We start from the raw sequence: 19,211 nt of genomic DNA, 5'->3' as shown, positions 1-19,211 counted from the left end.
GAGACAGAATCAGCAGCGTTCGACGCGTACGCCGCCGCGCGGTCCAAGGAAGATCCGCTGATCGGGGTAGTCGAGCCCGTCGGCGGAGCCGTACAGCGTGATCTCGCAGTCGTCACCCACGCACGGGGTGAGGACGTCGGCGGCCTCGCGGTGCGTGAACGCGAAGTGCGAGCGCTGCCAATAGCCGTACCGGTGCCGATCGGCCAGCTTGCGCCGGGCATCGGCCAGGGAAGAGAACTCCTCCAGGTCATCCGGCTGTGGTGGGCCGTAGCCGCTGCCGCCGGACCAGAGTCCGAACCAACGTCCCACGCTCATCCCCCACAGCGGGATGGGCAGCCGGGCGAGGCGTGGTCTCCGCCGCAGTAGCCGCACCACTCGTCCATCGCGTAGATCGACAGCTCTTCGGCGTACCGGTCGCGCCACTCCAGCTGAGCCCCGGTGTAGGAGTCGAAATAGTCGGCGTCGGTGTCGCCCGGCCGCAGAGTGAGGTAGTGCAGGACCGTCCGGGCCGCGCTGATCAGCTCATCGGGCGTCAGAACCGCTCCGACACCCGAGCAGATGTCGGACGCGGAGAAGATCGTGCGGCGGCGCCGAGACAGCCGGTATCGCCAGCGGATCCGGCCCTCATCGGTCCGCCCGGCGGCCTCCACTTCCAACAGGTGATCGGTGTCGATCTGCCACGCGGGCACCAGCCGGGAGCTGATGATCCATCCGGGTGGCAGGGTCAGGGCATGCGTCATCGCCATGGCGACTCCATAGGTTCAGGTAGGTGGAATGGCGGCCGTCAGTACCGGCGACGGCGGGCCAGGTGATGCGGTCGTACGGTCGAGCTGACCGCGTGGATCTCGCAGTCCCGGAAATCCAGGGCATCGACGAAGCAGCGTGAGCAGCGGATCAATCGCACACGCGCCCCCGATGCCCGGTTGGTGTGCGTGGCGTCGATCCACAGATGGGTCTTGGCCAGGCAGCCGTAACAGGTGATCACCTTGACCGAATTGGGCATCGGCGTGAGCGCCACCGTCACCACGTACTCACGCGCGCCGCCGGGATCAGCGGCGGAAACCAGAGTCGCAGTGTCCGGGCGAACCTCACCCAACGCGGCCACGCGCATCACGCGGCCCCCGCCGCAGACCGTCAGGTCTCCCACAGCCCAGCCTGGCGGGCCGGCAGACCTCACCTCCATACGATTGCCCCCCTTGTCGACGCCTGTCCGGCGGCCCTTCGTACGGTCCGGCGCATGCGGGAATCAGGACGCGCTTTCACGTATGGCGGATTCCGGCGTGTCCGGCGCTCTCGCGTCGCGAATTGCGCTCACTTAAATACGGTGGCCGGAACGGCCCGACCGTCCGCACGCGGCAACATTTCCGCAGCATTGCCGCGCACGCCGCACCGACGGCCGACCGTTCCGGCCTCCTTGCCGTCCTGTGGCACGGCTACGTGAACCACAGAACAACATGTGAGAACGAACATCGCATCGAACACGTCAGACGCGCACCGGCGGATTCCGTTCTCACTTAAATACGGTGACCGGAAGGGCCCGACCGTCCGCACCCGGTGACGTTTTACCAACGTCAACGCGCACTATACGAACGGTCAGGAGTTCCAGTCTGTTGCCGCTCTTCCAGCTCAGCAACCAAGCCGCAGAACAGCACCGTAAGAGCGAACACCGCACCGGACGCGGCAGACGCGCACAGGCGGATTTCGCTCTCACTTGAATACGGGACGTACAACAGCCCAAGCGTCCGTACTTGCCCGGCTACTTTGTGGCTCTGAAACGGGGTGCGGCGCATCCTGAGGGCATGAGAAAGGGCCTCAGAACGCTCTCTGAGGCCCTCTCAACGGGTTGCGTCAGTCCTCTACGCCATTGGTTCCGCCGTGCACCATCGCGCTCCTGACGTCGTCAAGACGCTCCGACAGTTCCCGCCACTCCGCCCGTGCGGCATCACGCACCCGGATCACGTTCCGGCGAGAGCCGTACGCGCCCCCGTAGCGCTTCTGAGCTACCTTGTTCAGGACCCCCGCACGGCCCAGGTCATTGGCCTGACCCGCTACCTCCATCACATCCGTGATGGTTGGGAAGTCCTGACCGTCTCCGAACGCCTGACGGAAGATGACGGCACTGTTCTGCGCAGTGCAGAAAGCTACGGCCGCCCGTGAGACGTTCTCGGCGTGTGGCAATCCACGCATGAGCTGAGCGCCGGGCGTGGCGTCGACATCGCTCGGAGGAACATCGATGCGGTATCCGTTCCGCGCGGCGGCATCGCGAACCGCCCACCTCTGCAGCGTGGTCCGCGTGATTGTCATCTCGCCGCCATCGCGCCGGACGTAGACCCACGCGGGGGACTCTGCCGTGCCTTCAGGAGCGGTACGGCAGGAAGCAATTATGTCTCGGATGCGCTGGGCGAAGAGAAGAACGGCATCCTGTGTGACGTCATCCGACACATCATCGGTACCGTACGGCGCGTGTCCCTGCTTGACTATTGTGGCGCTTCCGTCCATGCGCTTACGGGATCGCGTCGCGTCGACCGTTCGGCAATAGCCGCGTGCCAGCCGCCGGATTTCCGCCCAGTCTTCCGGCATCACCCTTGCCATGTCTTCCGGTGTAAGCGTCTCCCCGGGGACGTTGGCGGGAACGCACTTTCCGGGAGCCCCCTTGGACATCTTCCGTCTCCGATCTCTTCGTGAGGAGCACGCTTTTCGCACTCCTACTGCCTTTGATCGGTTCAATTCAACCCCAGAATGGCGCTCAGCTCAACGACATTCGGCGTTTCTTTACTGTATTTGGTTAATGACGGGCCGACCGAACGAAGAATGTCCAGTTGGCGAGGAGTTTCCATTCCAGAGGAGAAGTCCGGGAATCGGCGACAGAACCGGCCGCAGATAAGATTCTAGCCAAATCAAGGCGGGATTAGATTGAGTCCCAGAAACAGAAGAAATTGAAGGATGTACACTTCGGCAATCCTGGGATTCAACAGGAAAAACATAATTCATCTATCGACTCGCCGGCCCTCTGATAGCTGACGGTTGCCAGTCAGTCGGGTCGCCGAATGGCTAGGGGTTTACCTCCCTGACCTGGGATTTCGTCACCCTGCCGTCAGCCACTCTCAATCGGCTGCCCATTGGCCTGTCATCGGTCATCTGAACGGTCACGACTTGAGTCGGCGCAGAGCGCTGTCGGTTTAGAATGGCAAGCGCCTCACGAAAAGCATCGGCCCTGACCTCGCGAGGAACAGGAAACTGATGCATGAGCCACGCCACATCCGCATCCGTCATAGCCAGCACACAGGCCCTGCGGGTCATACAGGCCGCAGACCTCAGGTCCAGGCCATGACCAGTTGGGTGTGCCGCTTGGGGAAGATTCGGCCTACCTCCGGTTTCGGCACTGCGGTCTCGGCAGGATAGAGGCTGAAAGTCGGCTCGTGGTGGTGGCGCCACTCGCGATCCCAGACCTTGATTTGCTCACGGAGCTGCTGGGCGAGTTCGGCGCCGCGGCAGCCATGTCCGTATACCCCAAGCTCATAGCCCGCGGCCACGGTCTCATCGGGGCGATGAACGTTGCGAATGGTGAGGTAGGCGAAGCTATCGCGAGTAATGAGAGCTGGGCAGTACCAGCGTACGGCGGTCTGGACGAGATCGCGGTCACGTTCTGGGTCCTGCCAGATCATGCCGAACCTGTCCTCGACCGTGGCCAGCCACAAGTTGAGAGTGTCGAACGGCTCCCCTCTGCCGACCTCGACACCGGTCCACAACTCGGTGCGAGGTTCGACCAGCGCCCAGCCGAGCGCGTCGACGTCGAGGCCGGGGCCGCCTTCGATCGTCAGCTTGACGGCTCCATCGGCGAGGACGGCTTCTTGGTCCTTGTACGCCCCGGCCCCTTGCATGGGGATGAACCCGCACACGGTGGGGTCCAGGCCTCGGAGCCGGTCGCCGTCGTGGACGAAGGTGATGGACCTTGTGATGGTGGCGAAGCGTAGGGGGACCACCATTCGGCCTTCCGGGGCGAGGAGCCGCCCCCAGGGGCAGTCCCAGGCGCCGGCGGTCACGAGGATGGCGTCGAACGGGCCGTACTCGTTGGCAGCGTGCTCGGCGTCGCCGAGAACGACCTTGACCTGTGGATATCCGGTGTCGGCCAGGAAGCGGGCCGCCCGCTCGGTGACCCAGGGATCGATGTCCACAGTGACCACGAAGCCGTCGGGGCCAACAATTTCGGCGATGAGCGCGGCGTTGTAGCCGCCGGAGCCGATCTCCAGGACTCGCGTGCCGCGGGTCAGCCGGGCGGCTTCCAGCATCTCGGCTTGCAGCCAGGGCGCGCTGATGGAACTGGTCGCCTTGCCGTCAGGGTCGCGTTTGGTGACGACGACATCCCAGACGGAGTAGGCGGCGTCGAGCGGTGCTTCCGGCGCGAACCTTTCCCGCGGGACCTTCTCAAAGGCCGCGGCGACCTCGAGGGAGCGGATCGATCCGTGCTCCCTGAGTGCGGTGACCAGGTCGGCACGCAGGCGATCGGCGGACTTCGGTGAACGAGCGTCGGCGGACACTCGCCCGACGTTAGCGAAAGACCCCTGTATCCAGCTTGTCTCCCAGAGATGGCCACGAAATGGCGACGGTTCGGCGTATCGCTGCCATGCACGGCGCGTCACGGTAGAGCCCGGGCCGACATCGGTCCAGACGAAGGGCGTCTCGACCGCGAGGAGACGAGGGTGTCCCCGACGACCGCCGCGTTGGTCCACGACTACGTTCTGGGAGAACTGGTTGACCATTTCGACTTCGACCTCAGTGGCATCGCCGCTCCCCAGTCAGTCGCCCGACAGCAGGCACGGACTGCACTGTCTGGCCGTGCCAGTAGGGAGCAGATCGACGACGCGGTGCTCGTGGCCGACGAATTGGTCGGCAACGCCCTACAGCACGGTTACGGAGTCGTCTCCATGACCTTGGACGTCTACGAGAAAGGCGTCACGGTAGGCGTCCTCGACCGCGGAACTGACATCAGTGCAATCCCGACGGCTCCATCGGTGGACCAAGTTGGCAATGTCGAAAACGAGGGCGGTCGCGGCCTGTTCCTGGTCGCGCAGTTCGCGACTGCCTGGATGGTCCAGGCGGTTCAAGGGGGAAAAGCCGTCGTGGCCGTTTTCGACCTGACCGGCAGTGCCCTGTGACGCAGGCGTCCTACCGGCCGCCGCGATACCTGCCGCGGCGTGACCACACGTCCCTTGTGTGTCCGCCGCGCAGCCGCCGAGCAGCGCTTGGCGCGACAGCCGTCCGCAACTGCGGAAACGATCACGCTTTCGTGACGGACTACGCCGCGCGGTGGAGCGTCCCGAACATCTCAGGCCTTACATCACGTGGCTTGATGCGAGCAGGAGAACCATGAGCGAGCAAAGCACCGCTGCCATCTCGATACGGGAAACCGGCCTGATCGTCGCGGAACTGTTCGGCCCCACCTTCCAGGGCGAAGGGCCCAGCCTCGGCACGCGGGCGGCCTTCCTCCGCCTTTCTCGGTGCAACCTGACCTGTAGCGGGCGGATGCCGTGCGACACCCCCTACACCTGGGACAACGTCCGATACGACCTGCGCAACGAGTCGTCGCGGCGCAGCGTCATGGAGGTGGGAGACGAACTGCTGCTTCTGGATACGCCACTCGTGGTGATCACCGGCGGGGAACCACTGATCCAGCAGAGGAAGCTCGTCCCGTTGGTGCGCCGCCTGGTCGACGCCGGCCGCCGAGTGGAGTTCGAGACGAATGGCACATTCGCGCCGCTCTCCGGACTCCTCATCGACGGTGTCCGCTTCAATGTCTCGCCCAAGCTGTCCAACGCCGGCGTGCCACAGAGAATGCGCATCGTCCCCGAGGCGTTGACCGCCCTGGCCGAAAGCGGTCGCTCGACGTTCAAGTTCGTCGCTACCGACAGGTCGAACCTGGACGAGATCGAGGATCTGGTGCAGCGCTACGGGCTGACTCCGGTGTACGTGATGCCGGAAGGCACGACTCCCGACGCGGTCATCTCTCGGGCCCGCGAGCTGGCCGACGACGTAATCGCCCGCGGCTGGTCGATGACCCAACGCCTTCACGTACTGCTGTGGGGTGACAAGCGAGGCCGCTGACCTTGTGGATGAACCTTCTTCGACAGAATCGCAGGTCAGGTGCGCTCTCACGTCATTTCCCGAGAACCCACAACCAGCAGTCACCTGGCTTGCGGTCCCCAGCCGCTCATATCGCCGAAACTCACGTTCAGGGGGAGTCCATGGACTTCAGCTCGGTATCGCTCCCGCCGGGCAAGCACACCATCGGCAAGTTGTTCGACTTCGAGGCCGGGCACCGGCTCCCCAGCCTCGCGCCGGAGCACAAGTGCTCGCGGCAGCACGGGCACAGTTACGAGGTCGAGTTGATCCTCACTGCGGCGGCCCTGGAAGGCCCAGGCTTCGTCACCGACTTCGGGGACCTCGCGCCGTTCAGAAGGTTCCTGGATACCGAGCTTGACCACCACAACCTGCACGAGATCATGCCCGTCGAGCCGACTTCTGAGCGTCTGGCTCAGTTCTTGGCCGGCTGGTTCATCCAGAACGTCGAGCCGGGCATCCCCGGCCGACTTGTCGCCGTCCAGGTCCGGGAGACGGAGCACAGCTGGGCTCGCTTCGACGTGGAGGAGCGATGAGCGCCCACCCCATGTTCAATTCCCCCACCATTGCAACCGAGGCGACGTCCATGACGAACGCCGTCTACGGTTCCACGCCCGGTCAGAGTGCGGCCGTGCCAGCACAGCCTGGCCCTGCAGCGCCGAGACCGGTCGATACCAAGCGCGTCACCGAGCTGATCGGCCAACTGCTGGCCGCGCTCGGCGAGGACCCCGAGCGGGAGGGCCTGGTCGACACGCCGGCCCGGGTCGCGTCCTGGTGGAGCTCATTCTTGACGCCCGAGCCCTGTGCCATGGTCACGTCCTTCACGGAGACCCGCCTCAGCGCTCAGCTCGTCGTGGTTGGCGGCATGAGCGTGTGGTCCCTGTGCGAGCATCACCTACTGCCCATGAACCTGGAAGTCGCAATCGGTTACCTGCCGGACGGTGAGGTGATCGGGCTGTCGAAGTTCGGGCGGATCGCTCAGCGGTACGCCGGACGGCTTCAGGTGCAGGAGCGGTTCACCCGGCAGGTCGCCGAGGAGATCGCCGGCGTGGTCGGCGGCAAGGATGTGGCGGTCGCCGTCCGCGGCACCCACTTGTGCATGAGTATGCGGGGGGTGCGGATGGAAGCCGCCCGCACCACCACCCTGCAGGTCGGCGGCCTCTTCAAGCACGATCCGGTCCTCTCCCAGCAATTCCTCACCATCGCCGCGGGGCAGCGGGGAGCGGTGTGATGGCCAAGACCATCGACTTTTCGGTGATCGCGCCGCCCGAATACTTGGAGATGTTCGTCGCCCAGGAGCCGGCCCGCGTGCACCACGTGGCCGCCCAGCGCCTCTTGTCCGACTCCACCTATCGGGCGTTCTTCCGTCGGGAGGCCGAACGTGGCGCGGAGATCACCGTCGACAATGGCGTCTTCGATCTCGGCCACGCTCTGCCGGCCGCCGATCTGGTTGCGGCTGCTTGCGCGGTCGGCGCCCGCGAGATCATCCTTCCGGACGTCATGCGGGACGGAGCCGCGACTATCAAGGCCAGTGACGAGGCCGCTCGTGAGATCCACGATATGAGCGATGAGTTCCGCCTGTGCGCAGTACTGCACGCGGCGGACGACGAAGAGTGGCTGCGCTGCTACGACCACTTCGTCTCCAGCGACTACGTTGGCGCGATCGCACTGCCCGCTTCCCGGCATCCCGCTCCCGAGGAGCAGTTGTGCCGTACGCGGTGGACAGCCACCCGCTACCTGGAGGACCGTGGCATGCTCGACGAGCGGATCGTCTACCGGCTGCTGGGCCTCGGCCGAACCGGACATCTGGAGCTGGTCGAACAGCGCGAGCATGAGTGGATTGCCTCCGTCGACGGCGCCGCCCCAGTCGTGCTCGGCGCGCTGGGCATCGCGATGCTCCTCGACGGGCCGTATGAGAAGCCCAAGACTCCGCGCATCGAACACCTCGGTCCGATCCCGGAGGAGCGGTTCGACCTGATCCGGCGGAACATCGCCGTCGTCCGATCGGCAGCGGGCAGCAGTGTGCGGATCCCGGAGGCTCGCTCATGAGCCTCGCGCCCGACCAGATGCTCGCCGGCAGCACCAGTGCGGTTCTGCCCGCGGCGCCGATCGATGTGGACGGGCACACGATGAGCCCGGGCCGCCTGCTGCGCTACCTGCAGATCAAGGTCCACCACCTCGTTCAGGAACAGTCCTGGGACAACATCCGGGTCATTGGCGGATATGACCGCCGAGCGGAGATCTCCCGGTACGAGAAGGACGGCAAGCTCTTCAACTGGGAGCGCCCCACGGCAGAGGCCCACGGCCGAGACCTGCTGGTCAAGGCGTTCCCCGGCACCGACTACGTCCACCACTACGGGCTGATCATTGCGACGTACCTCGCGATGACCGGTCGTCCCACTGACAACGTCACATACCAACTGCCCGACCCAGCTCTGTGCCGTGCGGCCGTCGAGCAGCTCAACCTCGGGCTCGACGGCGACCTGGTCATCGTCGGTTGGGCGCTGGAGCATCTGGCACCTGCCGACGCGGTATGGACGCACGGGCCGGGCTATGCCTGGCACCGGGCCACGATGCACGGCCGTCGTGTGGTCTACCTCGGCTTCCGGCACAGTATCTGGGGCGACGTTGCCGGCCGCGTGGTCCACCGACTGGCCGAGCTCGGGGCCAGCGACCTTGTCTACGTGGGCAAGGTCGGCGCTCTGGCACCCCAGATCGAGCCCAACACGATGCTCGCGACCGGCAATGCCAGCCTCGTCGACGGTGAGCTCGTCACGTGGAACGACTTCTTCGGCGACTTCGCCGTCGCCCAGCCCGGTGTGCACACGGGCCTCCACGTGACTTCCCCATCGATCCTGCTGGAGAACCGCGACTGGCTGGCCAGGCACGCCGAGCACGCCTTCGTGGATCCCGAGATCGGCTCGATGGGGGCGGCTGCGCGCAACGCGGGGATTGGCTTCGGCTACCTCCACGTCATCTCCAACAACCTCGCCCGCCACTACCCCGCGGACCTGTCGAATGAGCGTCACGGTGACGTCGTCCGGCGGCGCGCCCTCTTGGTCGGCCGCATCCGCGACATCCTCACGAACCGGCTGGCAGCCCGCCTCATCTGAAACGGAGGGATACGACCATGACGGTCGCAGCATACTCCGCCGCCCGCGGGCGGCAGATCACGGTTACCGGCATCGACGGGGCGGGCAAGTCCACTCTCGCCGCTCGCCTGCACCTTGCCCTGCTCGACACCGGCCACCCGGCCATCCTCGTCGGCAAGCACACCACCGACGTCCTCATGGACCCTGATCTGTCCGCCTATCTGGACCGGCTCAACGAACTCGTCTACCGCCGCGACGTGCGGGTCGCCCAAGCCTGCGGCGACCACTACTGGCTGCTGGCGCTGGCTGCCTGGTATTCCCTCCAGGACAAGCTGGTTATCCAGCCCGCGCTGGCCGCCGGTACCCACGTCATTCTCGACAACGCGCACCACAAGATCCTCGCCCGCTACGCGGTCAACCCGGCCGTCTCCACGCACCTCGCCGAGCAGGTCTTCGCCCACCTCACCGAACCCGACCTTGTGATCTTTCTGCGCCTCGGCGCCCGCGAAGCTCTGCGGCGCAAGGGCGAGTTCACCTCTCTGGAGACCGGCCACTCCGGCAGCGGCGACGGGGACTTCATCCGCTACCAGGACACCGTCCTGGCCCAACTGAACGAACAGGAACAACGCGGCAACTGGCTGTCCCTGGACGTCACCGACATGGACCGCGACGCCGTGTTCAAGACCGTAGCCGACGCCCTTGCCGGCCGCCTCGAGCTCACCATCTGAACCACCCTCACCCCACGACGAGGAAACACATCGTGCCAGTGCCTCTGTTCGAAGCCGCCGAGTATGTGTGCCACGGCGTCACCTGGGCGACCGGCGGTCCCCGGCTGCTGCTCGCTCCGCTCCCCGGTGGGCCGCTGCCGTACGCCGAGTTCATGGGCCAGCGCCTCGGCTTCCGGGTGACCGACGCCGGCCGTTGGTGCACGGGTCGGTACCAGTTCGCTGACTCCGTCCGTGTGGAGGCCCTTGCCTGCCCCGACCGCGCGCCCGCGGAGCAGAGCGGGCAGTGCGCCCGGTGCGCTCGGCAGGACGATTTCCGCTTCGCCCACCAGTTCCATCAGGGCGGCCACGCCCCCCAGGCGCTCGTCCGCTACATGGCCCAGCCGCATTGGCTGTACCTGGCGACCTTCGCCGACGGAGCGACCAAGGTCGGCACCGCCGCCCAGCCACGCAAGCGCTCCCGCCTCGACGAACAGGGCGCACTTTTCGCTACCTACGTGACCAAGAGCCCCGACGGCCGCGCCGTTCGCTATCTCGAAGACGCGCTCGCCCGCCGCCTGCAACTGCCGCAGACCGTACGGGCCGCGGCCAAGCTCCAGGCCCTGACCGGCCTGGTCGACCTGGCTGCCGCCCGCACTGCCCATGAGGAGCATGTCGCGCGCGCCGCCGACGCGCTCACTGATATGAACGCTCCGCTGGTGCTGGAGGCATGGACCCCGTCAGCCGAAGGGGACCTCCTTCGCACGGGCAGGAGTAAGCGGGCGCTCTATCCGTACGACCTACGGAAAGGTGAGCACGGCTTCGCCACCGTCTCCTGCATCGGTTCACAGATCCTCGCCGTCCTCGACCGAGACGAGGAGATGCACTACGTCCTCGACCTCGGCGCGCTCACCGGCCGCCGCATCGTCCTCGGCCCGTTCTCCTCCCCGAGTGCCGCGGTCCAGGCTTTCCTGTTCTGAACCTCAGCCCTGCGACCGAGCGCGACTCTTCTCCCCAAAGCGAGGTACAGCATGGCACCCCAGGACGCCCTTCTCGGCTGGGACGAAGACACCACCGCGGAGGCGTACGCCGCCTTCACCCGCGACTTCCCCATGTACGGCGCTACCAGCCGCGACCTGGCCCGGCGCGCAGGCCTCTCCGTCAGCCGCCTGGTGGTCGACCTGTGCGGCGGAGCCGGCGCCACTGCCGAGGCGGTCCTCGCCCTGGTCCCAGCCGAGGCCCGGGTCATCTCCCTGGACAACGCCGCCGCCATGCAGCGAGTTGGTCGACGTACCGTGACCGACCCGCGCCTGTCATGGGCCACCGCCCAGGCCGAGGAGCTTGCTGAGCACGTCCCCCGCATGGTCGACGCCGTGGTGTGTAACTCGGCGATCTGGAAGACCGACGTCCCGGCCGTGTTCACCGCGGTTCGGAGCGTTCTGCGGCCCGGCGGCCGGTTCGTGTTCAACGTCGGCGGTGGCTTCGCGGGAGTCGCCCACCCGGACGAGAAGACCGCGCACACTGGCCCCTCGCTCACCACACTGATCCACCAGATCGCCGTCCGCGAGTACGGCCACACGCCGCCCCCAGCCATGGAGGCACAACCCAAGCTGTCACTGGAGGCCGCCACCGAGCACCTAGCCGCCGCAGGGCTGACCGTCCTGGACACCGAGGTCACCGCTCAGCACAGCACCATGGCGGAGAAGAAGGCATGGCTCTCGATCCCGATCTTCGCCCGGCCCGTCGGCGACTTCACCCACGAGCAGCGCCTGGAGATCCTGGACAAGGCGTATGCCCTGACCACCTCCGAAGCTCCGATCGTGACGAGTTGGCTCGTCGTCGTCGCCCAACGGCCTGGGGAGAAGCCATGACCGCACTGGCTTTCCCCGACACACTTTGCGACCGCACAAGCGTCGGGGTGCTCATCTCCTCGCCGGCCGGACTCCTGATGTTCGAACGGGGGACGCCACCCCCCGGTATCGCCCCCGTTGCCGGTCACATCGACCAGCACGGCAGCCCCGAGCAGGCCGCGATCGCGGAGGTCGCCGAAGAAGTAGGCATGGCAGTCACCCACCTCGACCTGCTGCTGACCGCATGGCGGCTCAACCGGTGCCGTCGCTCGATCAGCGGCGAAGTCGGCCACCGCTGGTGGATCTACCAGGCTCAGACAACCGGTCCACTCCGCCCGTCCCCTCGAGAGGTACGCGCTCCCCGATGGATACACCCTGATCAGCTCCAGCGGCACGCGCAACGCACCGCTGCCTACGCCACTGGGCATATCAGCGAACCGGAGTTCAGGGAGCAACCTGGGCTGACTCCGGTATGGGCCCGCTTCCTGCACGACCTTCGGCTTCTGACGCTGCCATACGACGTCCTCGCCCAGATCGACAAGATCATCTGATGGGTGGTCCGCGACGGGGCTCAGCCCACCTCGCCCAGGTGCTCGGCCGCCAGGCTGCGCACGTGCGTCTGGATACGGTCGCGATCCTCGGGGAAGACGCTCTCCCACTCGTCGCCGAGTTGGAACCACTTCGGCGGCTGGCCGCTCTGTCCGTGGAGCGGGACATCACGGTCGATGATCGCGGCATACGACAGGCCCAGCGTCGGCGACCAGTCCGCACGGTAGGAACGTACGGATACCGCCGCCGGAACTGGCAGCAGCTCAGCCCGCAGACCGGTCTCCTCAGCGAGCTCGCGGGACGCGGCGGCTCGTGGTGTCTCACCTGGCTCGACCTTGCCTCCGGGCGGCACCCAACCGCGCCAGCGATGCCTCACAAGCAGGACGTGCTTGCAGGTGGGGTCGGTCACCCAGACCTCCGCCGCCAGCGGCTCCATTGGCCTTTGACGGGCCCGATCCAGCCAGGCCCGAGCGTCGTCGAACTCCAGTACAGCGAGACGAGCATCAGCGATCGCCGCGTCCAAGGTCACTTGTCCAGGCACACCGTGAGTCACCCGCCACACCCTATGCCGCCACCCGGCTCGGTCCGTGGATGCGGCCGGATGACCCTCCGGGCGCGCACCGTGTAGGCGGCGAGCGGAAACCAGAGCGACGACATGGAGAGGCACGCTGACGTGCCCGCTCCTGGAGGAGGTACCAGCCATGGACAATGACGCGCAGCCGCGAGGCACCTGGGTCGTCCTGGGAGGAGTCCATCTGCTGAATGGGATCGCGCCCCGCCGCCCGGACGAACCGATCGTCCTGGTCCGGGTGCCTTCGCAGGAGGTCTGCGTCCCGAGCATCACGGTAGTCGTGAGGTGGGACGCGCTCGGTATGTGCCAGGTCACCGCCCTGACCGCAGAAAGCACCCCGCTCGGAGGCGGCCTGATCGAGGGCAGTGCCCTGCTGCCCGACGCCATGGCCGGCGCGGCCCTGCGCGAGATGATCGGCGAGGCCTCCGCTCCTGGTCTGGTACCGCTGTGCTACCTGGCCGAACACCCTGACGGATACCACGCGTACGCGCAGATCCGGTTCCACCCCGAGGACGCCTGCTTCGTCCGCGTCACTCCCGAGCCGGTTGGCGGAGGCTCGGTGGAAGCGCTGCGCTGGCTGGACCCGATGCTGGCCGCACACAGGACGTCGGCGCTCCGGCTCAACAACCACCTGAGGTACTTCCACACCCACTTCGCGGGCACAGAACTGGAGTACAAGTACAACCTGGCGCCGGGCACGGACATCTGGGCGGCCTCGATGGAGCTGCTCAAGGCCCTCCGTTACGGCGAGCTGCCCAACTGCCGGCCGGAGTACCGCGACGAATTCCAGATCTACTCCTTCGAGAACCATCTTTTCGAGGTCACAGCCCCCGACGCGGAACGCGGCTACGCGTCTTTCATCCCCACCGTCGACGGGAAGCACGTGCTGAAGCGCAAGTGGTATGCGGAGGACGCCTTCGCACGCCGCGAGCAGCTCTACACCGACATCGAGGTCGCTCCAGACGGCTTCGGAAAGTACCTACGCTCAGGGCTGGGCCTCCAGGTGCGGGCCATGCCGCCCTTCCGGCGCGTCCGCTACGACGCCCAGTGCGAGTCGATGCGCACCGGCCACGTCTATGGCAGCTTCTTCGATCACTGCTCCCTTATGGCGGCACCCGAGGTGGTCCTGTCGCAGTGTGAGCTGGAGTACCGGCGCTCGCGGAGCCTTCTGGAGCATGACGAAGATGAGGTACTGCGGGAGATGGAACGCATCGACTACTGGCTCTCGGACCACCTTGCGACAAGCGGCTTGGCAGAGCAGCGCACCTTCTACTCCAAGCTCAGCTTCTTACGCGACACCGTCGCCGCCCGACCTGCGCTGGCCCCTAAATCGACAACGACCCGCTGAGCCGCCTGCAAATTGCCCCGTTGAGGGAAGTGCGAGTACACGGGCGACGGGCACCACGGCTGACTGCCGCGCCACAAACGCATCCACCCCCGTGCACACTGGCCAGCTCAGGAAATCGCGCCTTGAATCAGCTACAAAGTGACGTAGGTGCGATTGAGTCGGAGCTCTACGTAGCGCTCTTTCAGGAGAGGTGCGAAGTCACTAGGCTTGCGTAGATTGGATAGGTCATTGCCGGTCACGACCAGGATTCTAATGCCATTGTTCAGCCAGCTATGAATCGCGTTATGTGCACTTTCGAGGCCTTCCCCAGATAGGCCCTTGCGGGCCACGAGGAGGCCGTCCGCCCCGCCCGTTGCCTGGATCTTTCCGGCAAAATCTCGGATCTGACTGGCCGAAGCCCTACCTTCTTCATTCTTGCACTCGATCGGGACGAGTGGATCGATGAAAGGTATGGTGGGTCGCCTGTCATGGGATATCCACAAATCGACTTCCGCACTCTTAGGCATGTCCAGTTTGTTGCGGTCAACGACCGTAAATCCAGGCGCCGCATTGATCACTAGCTCCATGACCTGCTGCAGACGCATGCCCTTGCCGGTAGTGTGGGACGCTTGATCCAGCTGGCTAAGGGCAAGCTGTAGACGCGCCGCAAAGGTCATGCTCATGGCTGGCTGAGCACCAGCCTGTCGCGGGTCTCCACCATAAGTTTGCGGAATTGACGCTTGCTATAGTGAGCCAGTTGATGGATCCCGATACTGACGACGATGGCATCGTTGCCGATCTCCCATTCCGGCCCGCCATCATCGTGGATAAAGATGCCGAAAAGCAGGTGCAGGTCGAACATGCTTTCCTGCAGATCAGCTATCTGTCTTTCATCGCGGCCGTACTTCACAAGGACGGGGTTGAAGTTCGGGGAGCCGAGCGCGTCAACCCAGATAGCCGCGTCCCAGGGCCTGTCCGGCGGAGCCAGTACTGCCCTGCTGGAGGAATCGCCGGGAGCCTCTAGGGCCCGATTCCCGAGATCCTGAACAAGCCAGACTCCGAATTTCTGCTCTAGAAATGAACCGGAATCCTCCCTTGCTTGGACTACGAGTTGGCGGTGGCTCGTGCCGGAGTAGCCGACGAGCGCATCCGCGGGCTCCAATCTCTCTAGGGCATTTCCAGGGTGGATTCGAGTGGGCTTTAACTGTCTTATATCTGAGCCGTAGACGGATTCTTTGGCTCGTTCGGCCCGAACTTGGGCTGCGACCGCCCTCTCGAAGTCTCTCTCATAGTCGCTGACCAGGAGTTGAACCGTCACACGAAGTCGCTTACCTATGACCCCAGGGTCACCGTCAGTGAAGACCACGGGAAGGTTATGTAGAGCTGCGGGCCATTCTGCCGTGGTCGCTCGATCGGCGGCCAGAAGAAGCACCGGCCTCGGACTGAGGGATACCTCCACGATTGCCGATATGACCTCGGGAGGAGGTCGCTGGCCCATGATTGAGACAATGATCAACTTGTGGTCAGCGAGCAGCTCCAGTAAGGGGCGTGTGCGTGCTGTTTCACTACCGACGTACTCGACCGTGAACGGTATGTCGACATATGCAAGCAAGTGGCGCAGAAGCTGCACATCCTCGGGCCCCTCTACTAGCAGGCACGCACCAGGCGACTTAGGGTGATCGACCTCTCCCACGCCGCCATTATGCCCGCTATGCGGAGGATGTTGGGCATTCGCGACCTCAACCTAGGAAGGGGGAGCACCGGCAAAATAGGGCCGTAGACATGAATAGCCCGCTACCTGGGTCTTTGCGGCTGCTGTCCGAAAGTGAGCAGCGGGACGTCGAACAGGCTCGGTTGCCGAGGCCGGGTCAGGCAGGGATCCGTGATCTCCACGATGACGAGCTCGATGATGAACTGCACCTGAGCAGCGAGCAAGTGGCTGGTTCGTCCGTCGGCGGACTCGGCTTTCAGCCCGGCGGAGACATGGATGTGCGGCGCCAGGCAGTCCCTGTCGGTATCCCAGGCCAGCGTTCCGCCACCGAGCACCTCGAGCGTCTTCACTTCGACGTGATCCCACAGTGGGGCATCGGGACGCTCCAAAGGGCCGCAGGTGCCGACCAGCTTGGCGGAGCTGAACCCCCCGATGAAGGTGGGGATGTAGCCGGCGCGGATCTCGTGGTCGGCGCAGAGCTTCTCCAGTGAGGCGAAGAAGTTTTCTCCGTGGTCGATGGCAAAGATGAACTCCCGGCCCCGGCTGAACTGGGCGGCGTGCATGCGGATCTCCTGCTCGTAAGTGTGATCAGCAGCGTTCGGCGAACGCGGTCTCGACCGTCGCGCGGTCGGCTCCTGCCCGCAACTGGGCCAGGAGCAGCAGCCGCGCCTTGTACGGATCCAGCTGGCCGGCGCTGATCAGCCCCCGGGCCAGCAGGTCGCTCTCGGAGCCGGGGAAGGCGTAGGTGGTGGAGAGGACGCTGCCTGCACCGGTCCGGGAGGCGAGCACCACCGGAATGCGATCGGCCAGCCGCTGGAGGGGCCCGATCCAGTTCTGCGGCACGTGCCCGGCACCGAATGCCGCGATGACCGCACCATCCGCGCGGCCCGCGAGGCCGTCGAGCACCGAGCTGTCGCCCCCCAGGGTCGTGTGTACGACCTCGACGGTGGCAGGCCGTACCGGCGGTGGCACTGCGCGGTGACGTTCGGGTGTGAAGTGCAGCCGCGGAACCCCTTCGATCACGTGTCCTATGGGACCGGCGCCCGGTGAGGCGAAGGCGGCGATGCTGGTGGAGTGGACCTTCCGTACGTGGCGTGCCGCGTGAATCTCATCGGCGAACACTACGAGCGCTCCCGTGCCGCGGGCATCGGTGCTGGCGGCGGTGCGCACCGCCGCCAACAGGTTCGCCGGCCCATCGGCTCCCGGCATGGCGGCGTTGCGCATTGCCCCGGTCAGTACGAGGGGCGCGTCGGCGTCGTAAAGAAGGTCCAGCAGGAAGGCGGTCTCTTCCAGGGTGTCGGTTCCCTGTGTGACGACGAAGCCGTCCGAGCCGGTGGCCGCAGCTTTTCGAAGTCGCTCGGCAAGCTCGGCGATGTCGTCCACTGTGAGTGACGCACCCGGGACCCGGCGGAAGTCCTCGACGCTGATCGCGGCCCCTTCACCCAGACCGGGCACCGCGGCGACGAGGTCGGCTCCGGTCAGGCGTGGTGTCACCCCGCCGGTCTCACCGGAGGTTTTGGTCATCGCGATGGTGCCGCCGAGGGTGACCACCAGGATGCGGCTCTTGTCTGGCACAGGGTGCCTTTCTGTGGGAGGGGCCGACTGCTGGACAGGGTCAGCCTTGCGGGCCTAACGATCGGGGGCAAGGCTTCCAAGAAAGCGCAGCACCTCATCAAGGGCGTCGATGCTGATCAGTCTGCTGCGCGGCCTCACCACGTTGGCAAAGCCGCAATCACCCAGGTCATTGCACCGATTGGTGACCCATTTCCAGTCCAGGTCGAGATAACCGGCCAGGGCGCGCAACCTCGTCTCGGGGTCGGGGCCCTGCAGGATGGTCTGCTCGGCGGCGTCCCTGGCGGCCTCGTGGTAGCTACGCAGGTCAGCCCGTGCAGTGGTGATGTCCGCCACCCAAAGTGCTTCGGTTCGCACCCAGTTCGCCACGATCGCGCGCTCGCCGGGCACCAGCGCGAACCCGTCAACGGCGGAGTACTCGGGGTGCGTCGTGACCTGGACGCAGATGCCGTACATCTCCATCAGCGCGATAGCCAGAAACAGCAGCACGCGCTCGTAGCGGTCGGTGCGGGCGATTTCGTTCTCCGGGATGCAGAACGTCCGCGCCAGTGGGCTGGCCGCGCCACCGAACCGGTGCCGAAGGCCTTGCAGGTACGCGATCTTATGCCGAAAGAACAGCCAGGCAGCCGCCTCCTCACCCGTCTGCTCTCTGGTCCAGAACATCGGCGGTTCCGGCGCTTCATCGAGATGACGTTGGATGTGCTGCGCGCAGAACGAGGAGCCGAGCCATCTCGCCCCGACCGACGTGAGTAAAGGCAGGGTCATTCGGCTGGGCGCCGAGCGTGGAAGCTGCAGATAGGTCTTGAGCACCTGCTGCTCTTCATCCAGAACCTGGTCGTCTGCAAGGAGCCCGTCGTCGAGCTGCACCAAGGACCACAGAATGCCGTACGTCAGGTCGTCCAGCTCGTGGGCAGCGGGGACCGCAAGTCCTTCGTCCTGTGGGGTGAAGGCGGCCAGGTTCTTGCGGGCGTTCACGGAGTCGATCACGTAGAGACGCAGGTCGTCGTCTTGCTCCTCCACCCCGACGACCAGGCCACGCCGAGCCTGCCGGAGGAACCTCGCAAGGGCTCCAGGGTCCGGAGGATAAAGAGTGACCTCGTCATCGCGCCGTGCCGCCGGAAGGAAGTGGACAGCGGAGGTGGTGCCGTCCAGGACCTTACGGCCCGCCAGTTCCCAAGAGTCCGCGACATCATCTGCTGCGGACAGGAACAGCCGCGACGTGGGCCATCGCTGGCCGATTTCGATGGACGCCCGTAGGCCGCCGCGGTCGTGGACCGTTTTTCGGGCTTCGAGGACATCAGGCGCCGGCGCGAACAGCTCCGTCCGGGGAAAACCCAGGAGACGCTCCAGCACCCGCGCCGCGTCCTTCTGCGGGCGCCCGTACCAGTCGCCGGTGAACCAACGGTCGAAGGTGCGCCGAGCCACCGTGACGCTTGCAAGCCGAGGATCACGAGTCTCCTTGGCGAGCGCCCGTGCCGCCTCCTCGAAGTGGTCGCAGAACACCACCCAGTTGTCCCAGTGGCGCTCCTGGACCAGGAGGCGGAACAACGTGGGGCGGGGCATCGCGTCAGTCCTCCCGAGTCGAACGTCGGACAGGTGTCCAGCGGCGCAAGAGCGGCAGGTGCCAGATGAAGCAACGGGCTCCCCGCCCGCTGTGCCCCCGGGCCAGGATCCTCCCTCCATCCGGGGTTAGCAACATGGTCGAGCAAATTGCTCGA

22 protein-coding genes are annotated in these 19,211 nt (G+C 65.6%); 11 read left to right on the top strand and 11 right to left on the bottom strand.

Going from position 1 to position 19,211, the window contains the following annotated elements:
• Positions 1-9 precede the first annotated feature (9 nt).
• From ABZ860_RS27805 to fxlM, 5 genes are all read right to left on the bottom strand, one after another.
• The gene (locus ABZ860_RS27805) at positions 10-315 is read right to left on the bottom strand and encodes a hypothetical protein (RefSeq protein ID WP_357225444.1); all 306 of its coding nucleotides are present in this window, start codon (positions 313-315) and stop codon (positions 10-12) included.
• On the bottom strand, positions 312-746 hold the full coding sequence (locus ABZ860_RS27800; protein ID WP_357225443.1) for a hypothetical protein: 435 nt from the start codon (positions 744-746) through the stop codon (positions 312-314). The genes ABZ860_RS27805 and ABZ860_RS27800 overlap by 4 nt, the downstream gene beginning before the upstream one ends.
• Before the next feature lie 38 nt (positions 747-784).
• Complete coding sequence (locus ABZ860_RS27795) at positions 785-1,147, bottom strand: hypothetical protein (protein ID WP_357225440.1); 363 nt, start codon at positions 1,145-1,147, stop codon at positions 785-787.
• A 701-nt stretch (positions 1,148-1,848) separates the two neighbouring features.
• Positions 1,849-2,592: a hypothetical protein gene (locus ABZ860_RS27790; protein WP_357225439.1), complete on the bottom strand. Its 744-nt coding sequence runs from the start codon at positions 2,590-2,592 to the stop codon at positions 1,849-1,851.
• Positions 2,593-3,314: 722 nt separating this feature from the next.
• Positions 3,315-4,538, bottom strand: coding sequence for a methyltransferase, FxLD system (fxlM, locus tag ABZ860_RS27785; protein ID WP_357225436.1), 1,224 nt, complete (start codon positions 4,536-4,538; stop codon positions 3,315-3,317).
• A gap of 162 nt (positions 4,539-4,700) precedes the next feature.
• On the opposite strand from fxlM, the gene ABZ860_RS27780 reads away from it, so the two are divergent.
• The 10 genes from ABZ860_RS27780 to ABZ860_RS27735 all read left to right on the top strand — a co-directional run bounded on the left by ABZ860_RS27780 (position 4,701) and on the right by ABZ860_RS27735 (position 12,314).
• On the top strand, positions 4,701-5,156 hold the full coding sequence (locus ABZ860_RS27780; RefSeq protein ID WP_357225434.1) for an ATP-binding protein: 456 nt from the start codon (positions 4,701-4,703) through the stop codon (positions 5,154-5,156).
• Between the two features lie 211 nt (positions 5,157-5,367).
• A complete protein-coding gene (locus tag ABZ860_RS27775) occupies positions 5,368-6,102 on the top strand; it encodes a 7-carboxy-7-deazaguanine synthase QueE (RefSeq protein WP_357225432.1) in 735 nt (244 codons plus the stop codon).
• A gap of 140 nt (positions 6,103-6,242) precedes the next feature.
• On the top strand, positions 6,243-6,653 hold the full coding sequence (locus ABZ860_RS27770) for a 6-carboxytetrahydropterin synthase (protein WP_357225429.1): 411 nt from the start codon (positions 6,243-6,245) through the stop codon (positions 6,651-6,653).
• Positions 6,650-7,348: a GTP cyclohydrolase I gene (gene folE, locus ABZ860_RS27765; protein WP_357225428.1), complete on the top strand. Its 699-nt coding sequence runs from the start codon at positions 6,650-6,652 to the stop codon at positions 7,346-7,348. The genes ABZ860_RS27770 and folE overlap by 4 nt, the downstream gene beginning before the upstream one ends.
• Positions 7,348-8,166, top strand: coding sequence for a hypothetical protein (locus ABZ860_RS27760; protein WP_357225426.1), 819 nt, complete (start codon positions 7,348-7,350; stop codon positions 8,164-8,166). Before folE ends, ABZ860_RS27760 begins: the two co-directional genes overlap by 1 nt.
• Positions 8,163-9,230: a hypothetical protein gene (locus ABZ860_RS27755; RefSeq protein ID WP_357225425.1), complete on the top strand. Its 1,068-nt coding sequence runs from the start codon at positions 8,163-8,165 to the stop codon at positions 9,228-9,230. The genes ABZ860_RS27760 and ABZ860_RS27755 overlap by 4 nt, the downstream gene beginning before the upstream one ends.
• A gap of 17 nt (positions 9,231-9,247) precedes the next feature.
• A complete protein-coding gene (locus ABZ860_RS27750) occupies positions 9,248-9,937 on the top strand; it encodes a hypothetical protein (protein WP_357225424.1) in 690 nt (229 codons plus the stop codon).
• A 32-nt stretch (positions 9,938-9,969) separates the two neighbouring features.
• Entirely contained in the window at positions 9,970-10,893 is a 924-nt protein-coding gene (locus tag ABZ860_RS27745; RefSeq protein ID WP_357225421.1) for a DUF2797 domain-containing protein, read from the top strand.
• 51 nt (positions 10,894-10,944) lie between these two features.
• Positions 10,945-11,784, top strand: coding sequence for a class I SAM-dependent methyltransferase (locus ABZ860_RS27740; RefSeq protein ID WP_357225420.1), 840 nt, complete (start codon positions 10,945-10,947; stop codon positions 11,782-11,784).
• Positions 11,781-12,314: an NUDIX hydrolase gene (locus ABZ860_RS27735; protein ID WP_357225417.1), complete on the top strand. Its 534-nt coding sequence runs from the start codon at positions 11,781-11,783 to the stop codon at positions 12,312-12,314. Before ABZ860_RS27740 ends, ABZ860_RS27735 begins: the two co-directional genes overlap by 4 nt.
• A 20-nt stretch (positions 12,315-12,334) precedes the next feature.
• Here ABZ860_RS27735 and ABZ860_RS27730 read toward each other — a convergent pair whose 3' ends face one another.
• Complete coding sequence (locus ABZ860_RS27730) at positions 12,335-12,841, bottom strand: NUDIX hydrolase (protein WP_307800810.1); 507 nt, start codon at positions 12,839-12,841, stop codon at positions 12,335-12,337.
• A gap of 172 nt (positions 12,842-13,013) precedes the next feature.
• On the opposite strand from ABZ860_RS27730, the gene ABZ860_RS27725 reads away from it, so the two are divergent.
• A complete protein-coding gene (locus ABZ860_RS27725; RefSeq protein ID WP_357225415.1) occupies positions 13,014-14,231 on the top strand; it encodes a hypothetical protein in 1,218 nt (405 codons plus the stop codon).
• 131 nt (positions 14,232-14,362) lie between these two features.
• Here the strand turns inward: ABZ860_RS27725 and ABZ860_RS27720 are convergent, their stop codons facing one another.
• The 5 genes from ABZ860_RS27720 to ABZ860_RS27700 form a co-directional block, all read right to left on the bottom strand.
• The gene (locus ABZ860_RS27720) at positions 14,363-14,893 is read right to left on the bottom strand and encodes a hypothetical protein (protein WP_357225413.1); all 531 of its coding nucleotides are present in this window, start codon (positions 14,891-14,893) and stop codon (positions 14,363-14,365) included.
• Positions 14,890-15,903: a hypothetical protein gene (locus ABZ860_RS27715; protein WP_357225411.1), complete on the bottom strand. Its 1,014-nt coding sequence runs from the start codon at positions 15,901-15,903 to the stop codon at positions 14,890-14,892. The genes ABZ860_RS27720 and ABZ860_RS27715 overlap by 4 nt, the downstream gene beginning before the upstream one ends.
• 101 nt (positions 15,904-16,004) lie before the next feature.
• Positions 16,005-16,484 carry a PPC domain-containing DNA-binding protein gene (locus ABZ860_RS27710; RefSeq protein ID WP_357225409.1) on the bottom strand — a complete coding sequence of 160 codons (480 nt, stop codon included), beginning with the start codon at positions 16,482-16,484 and terminating at the stop codon, positions 16,005-16,007.
• Between the two features lie 25 nt (positions 16,485-16,509).
• Positions 16,510-17,496 carry an asparaginase gene (locus ABZ860_RS27705; RefSeq protein ID WP_357225406.1) on the bottom strand — a complete coding sequence of 329 codons (987 nt, stop codon included), beginning with the start codon at positions 17,494-17,496 and terminating at the stop codon, positions 16,510-16,512.
• A gap of 54 nt (positions 17,497-17,550) precedes the next feature.
• A complete protein-coding gene (locus ABZ860_RS27700) occupies positions 17,551-19,056 on the bottom strand; it encodes a hypothetical protein (RefSeq protein ID WP_357225405.1) in 1,506 nt (501 codons plus the stop codon).
• Between the last annotated feature and the right edge of the window lie 155 nt (positions 19,057-19,211).

Source organism: Microbispora sp. NPDC046973 (assembly GCF_040644495.1).
Lineage (GTDB): Bacteria > Actinomycetota > Actinomycetes > Streptosporangiales > Streptosporangiaceae > Microbispora.
The sequence above is the reverse complement of the archived record's forward strand: the minus strand, read 5'-3'. Positions and strand labels throughout refer to the sequence as shown.

Excerpts from the sequence above, each read along its gene's own strand:
- ABZ860_RS27805 (WP_357225444.1), bottom strand. The coding sequence starts at position 315 with ATGAGCGTGGGACGTTGGTTCGGACTCTGGTCCGGCGGCAGCGGCTAC.
- ABZ860_RS27800 (WP_357225443.1), bottom strand. The coding sequence starts at position 746 with ATGGCGATGACGCATGCCCTGACCCTGCCACCCGGATGGATCATCAGC.
- ABZ860_RS27790 (WP_357225439.1), bottom strand. The coding sequence starts at position 2,592 with ATGGCAAGGGTGATGCCGGAAGACTGGGCGGAAATCCGGCGGCTGGCA.
- ABZ860_RS27775 (WP_357225432.1), top strand. The coding sequence starts at position 5,368 with ATGAGCGAGCAAAGCACCGCTGCCATCTCGATACGGGAAACCGGCCTG.
- ABZ860_RS27770 (WP_357225429.1), top strand. The coding sequence starts at position 6,243 with ATGGACTTCAGCTCGGTATCGCTCCCGCCGGGCAAGCACACCATCGGC.
- folE (WP_357225428.1), top strand. The coding sequence starts at position 6,650 with ATGAGCGCCCACCCCATGTTCAATTCCCCCACCATTGCAACCGAGGCG.
- ABZ860_RS27760 (WP_357225426.1), top strand. The coding sequence starts at position 7,348 with ATGGCCAAGACCATCGACTTTTCGGTGATCGCGCCGCCCGAATACTTG.
- ABZ860_RS27755 (WP_357225425.1), top strand. The coding sequence starts at position 8,163 with ATGAGCCTCGCGCCCGACCAGATGCTCGCCGGCAGCACCAGTGCGGTT.
- ABZ860_RS27750 (WP_357225424.1), top strand. The coding sequence starts at position 9,248 with ATGACGGTCGCAGCATACTCCGCCGCCCGCGGGCGGCAGATCACGGTT.
- ABZ860_RS27740 (WP_357225420.1), top strand. The coding sequence starts at position 10,945 with ATGGCACCCCAGGACGCCCTTCTCGGCTGGGACGAAGACACCACCGCG.
- ABZ860_RS27735 (WP_357225417.1), top strand. The coding sequence starts at position 11,781 with ATGACCGCACTGGCTTTCCCCGACACACTTTGCGACCGCACAAGCGTC.
- ABZ860_RS27725 (WP_357225415.1), top strand. The coding sequence starts at position 13,014 with ATGGACAATGACGCGCAGCCGCGAGGCACCTGGGTCGTCCTGGGAGGA.
- ABZ860_RS27720 (WP_357225413.1), bottom strand. The coding sequence starts at position 14,893 with ATGAGCATGACCTTTGCGGCGCGTCTACAGCTTGCCCTTAGCCAGCTG.
- ABZ860_RS27710 (WP_357225409.1), bottom strand. The coding sequence starts at position 16,484 with ATGCACGCCGCCCAGTTCAGCCGGGGCCGGGAGTTCATCTTTGCCATC.
- ABZ860_RS27700 (WP_357225405.1), bottom strand. The coding sequence starts at position 19,056 with ATGCCCCGCCCCACGTTGTTCCGCCTCCTGGTCCAGGAGCGCCACTGG.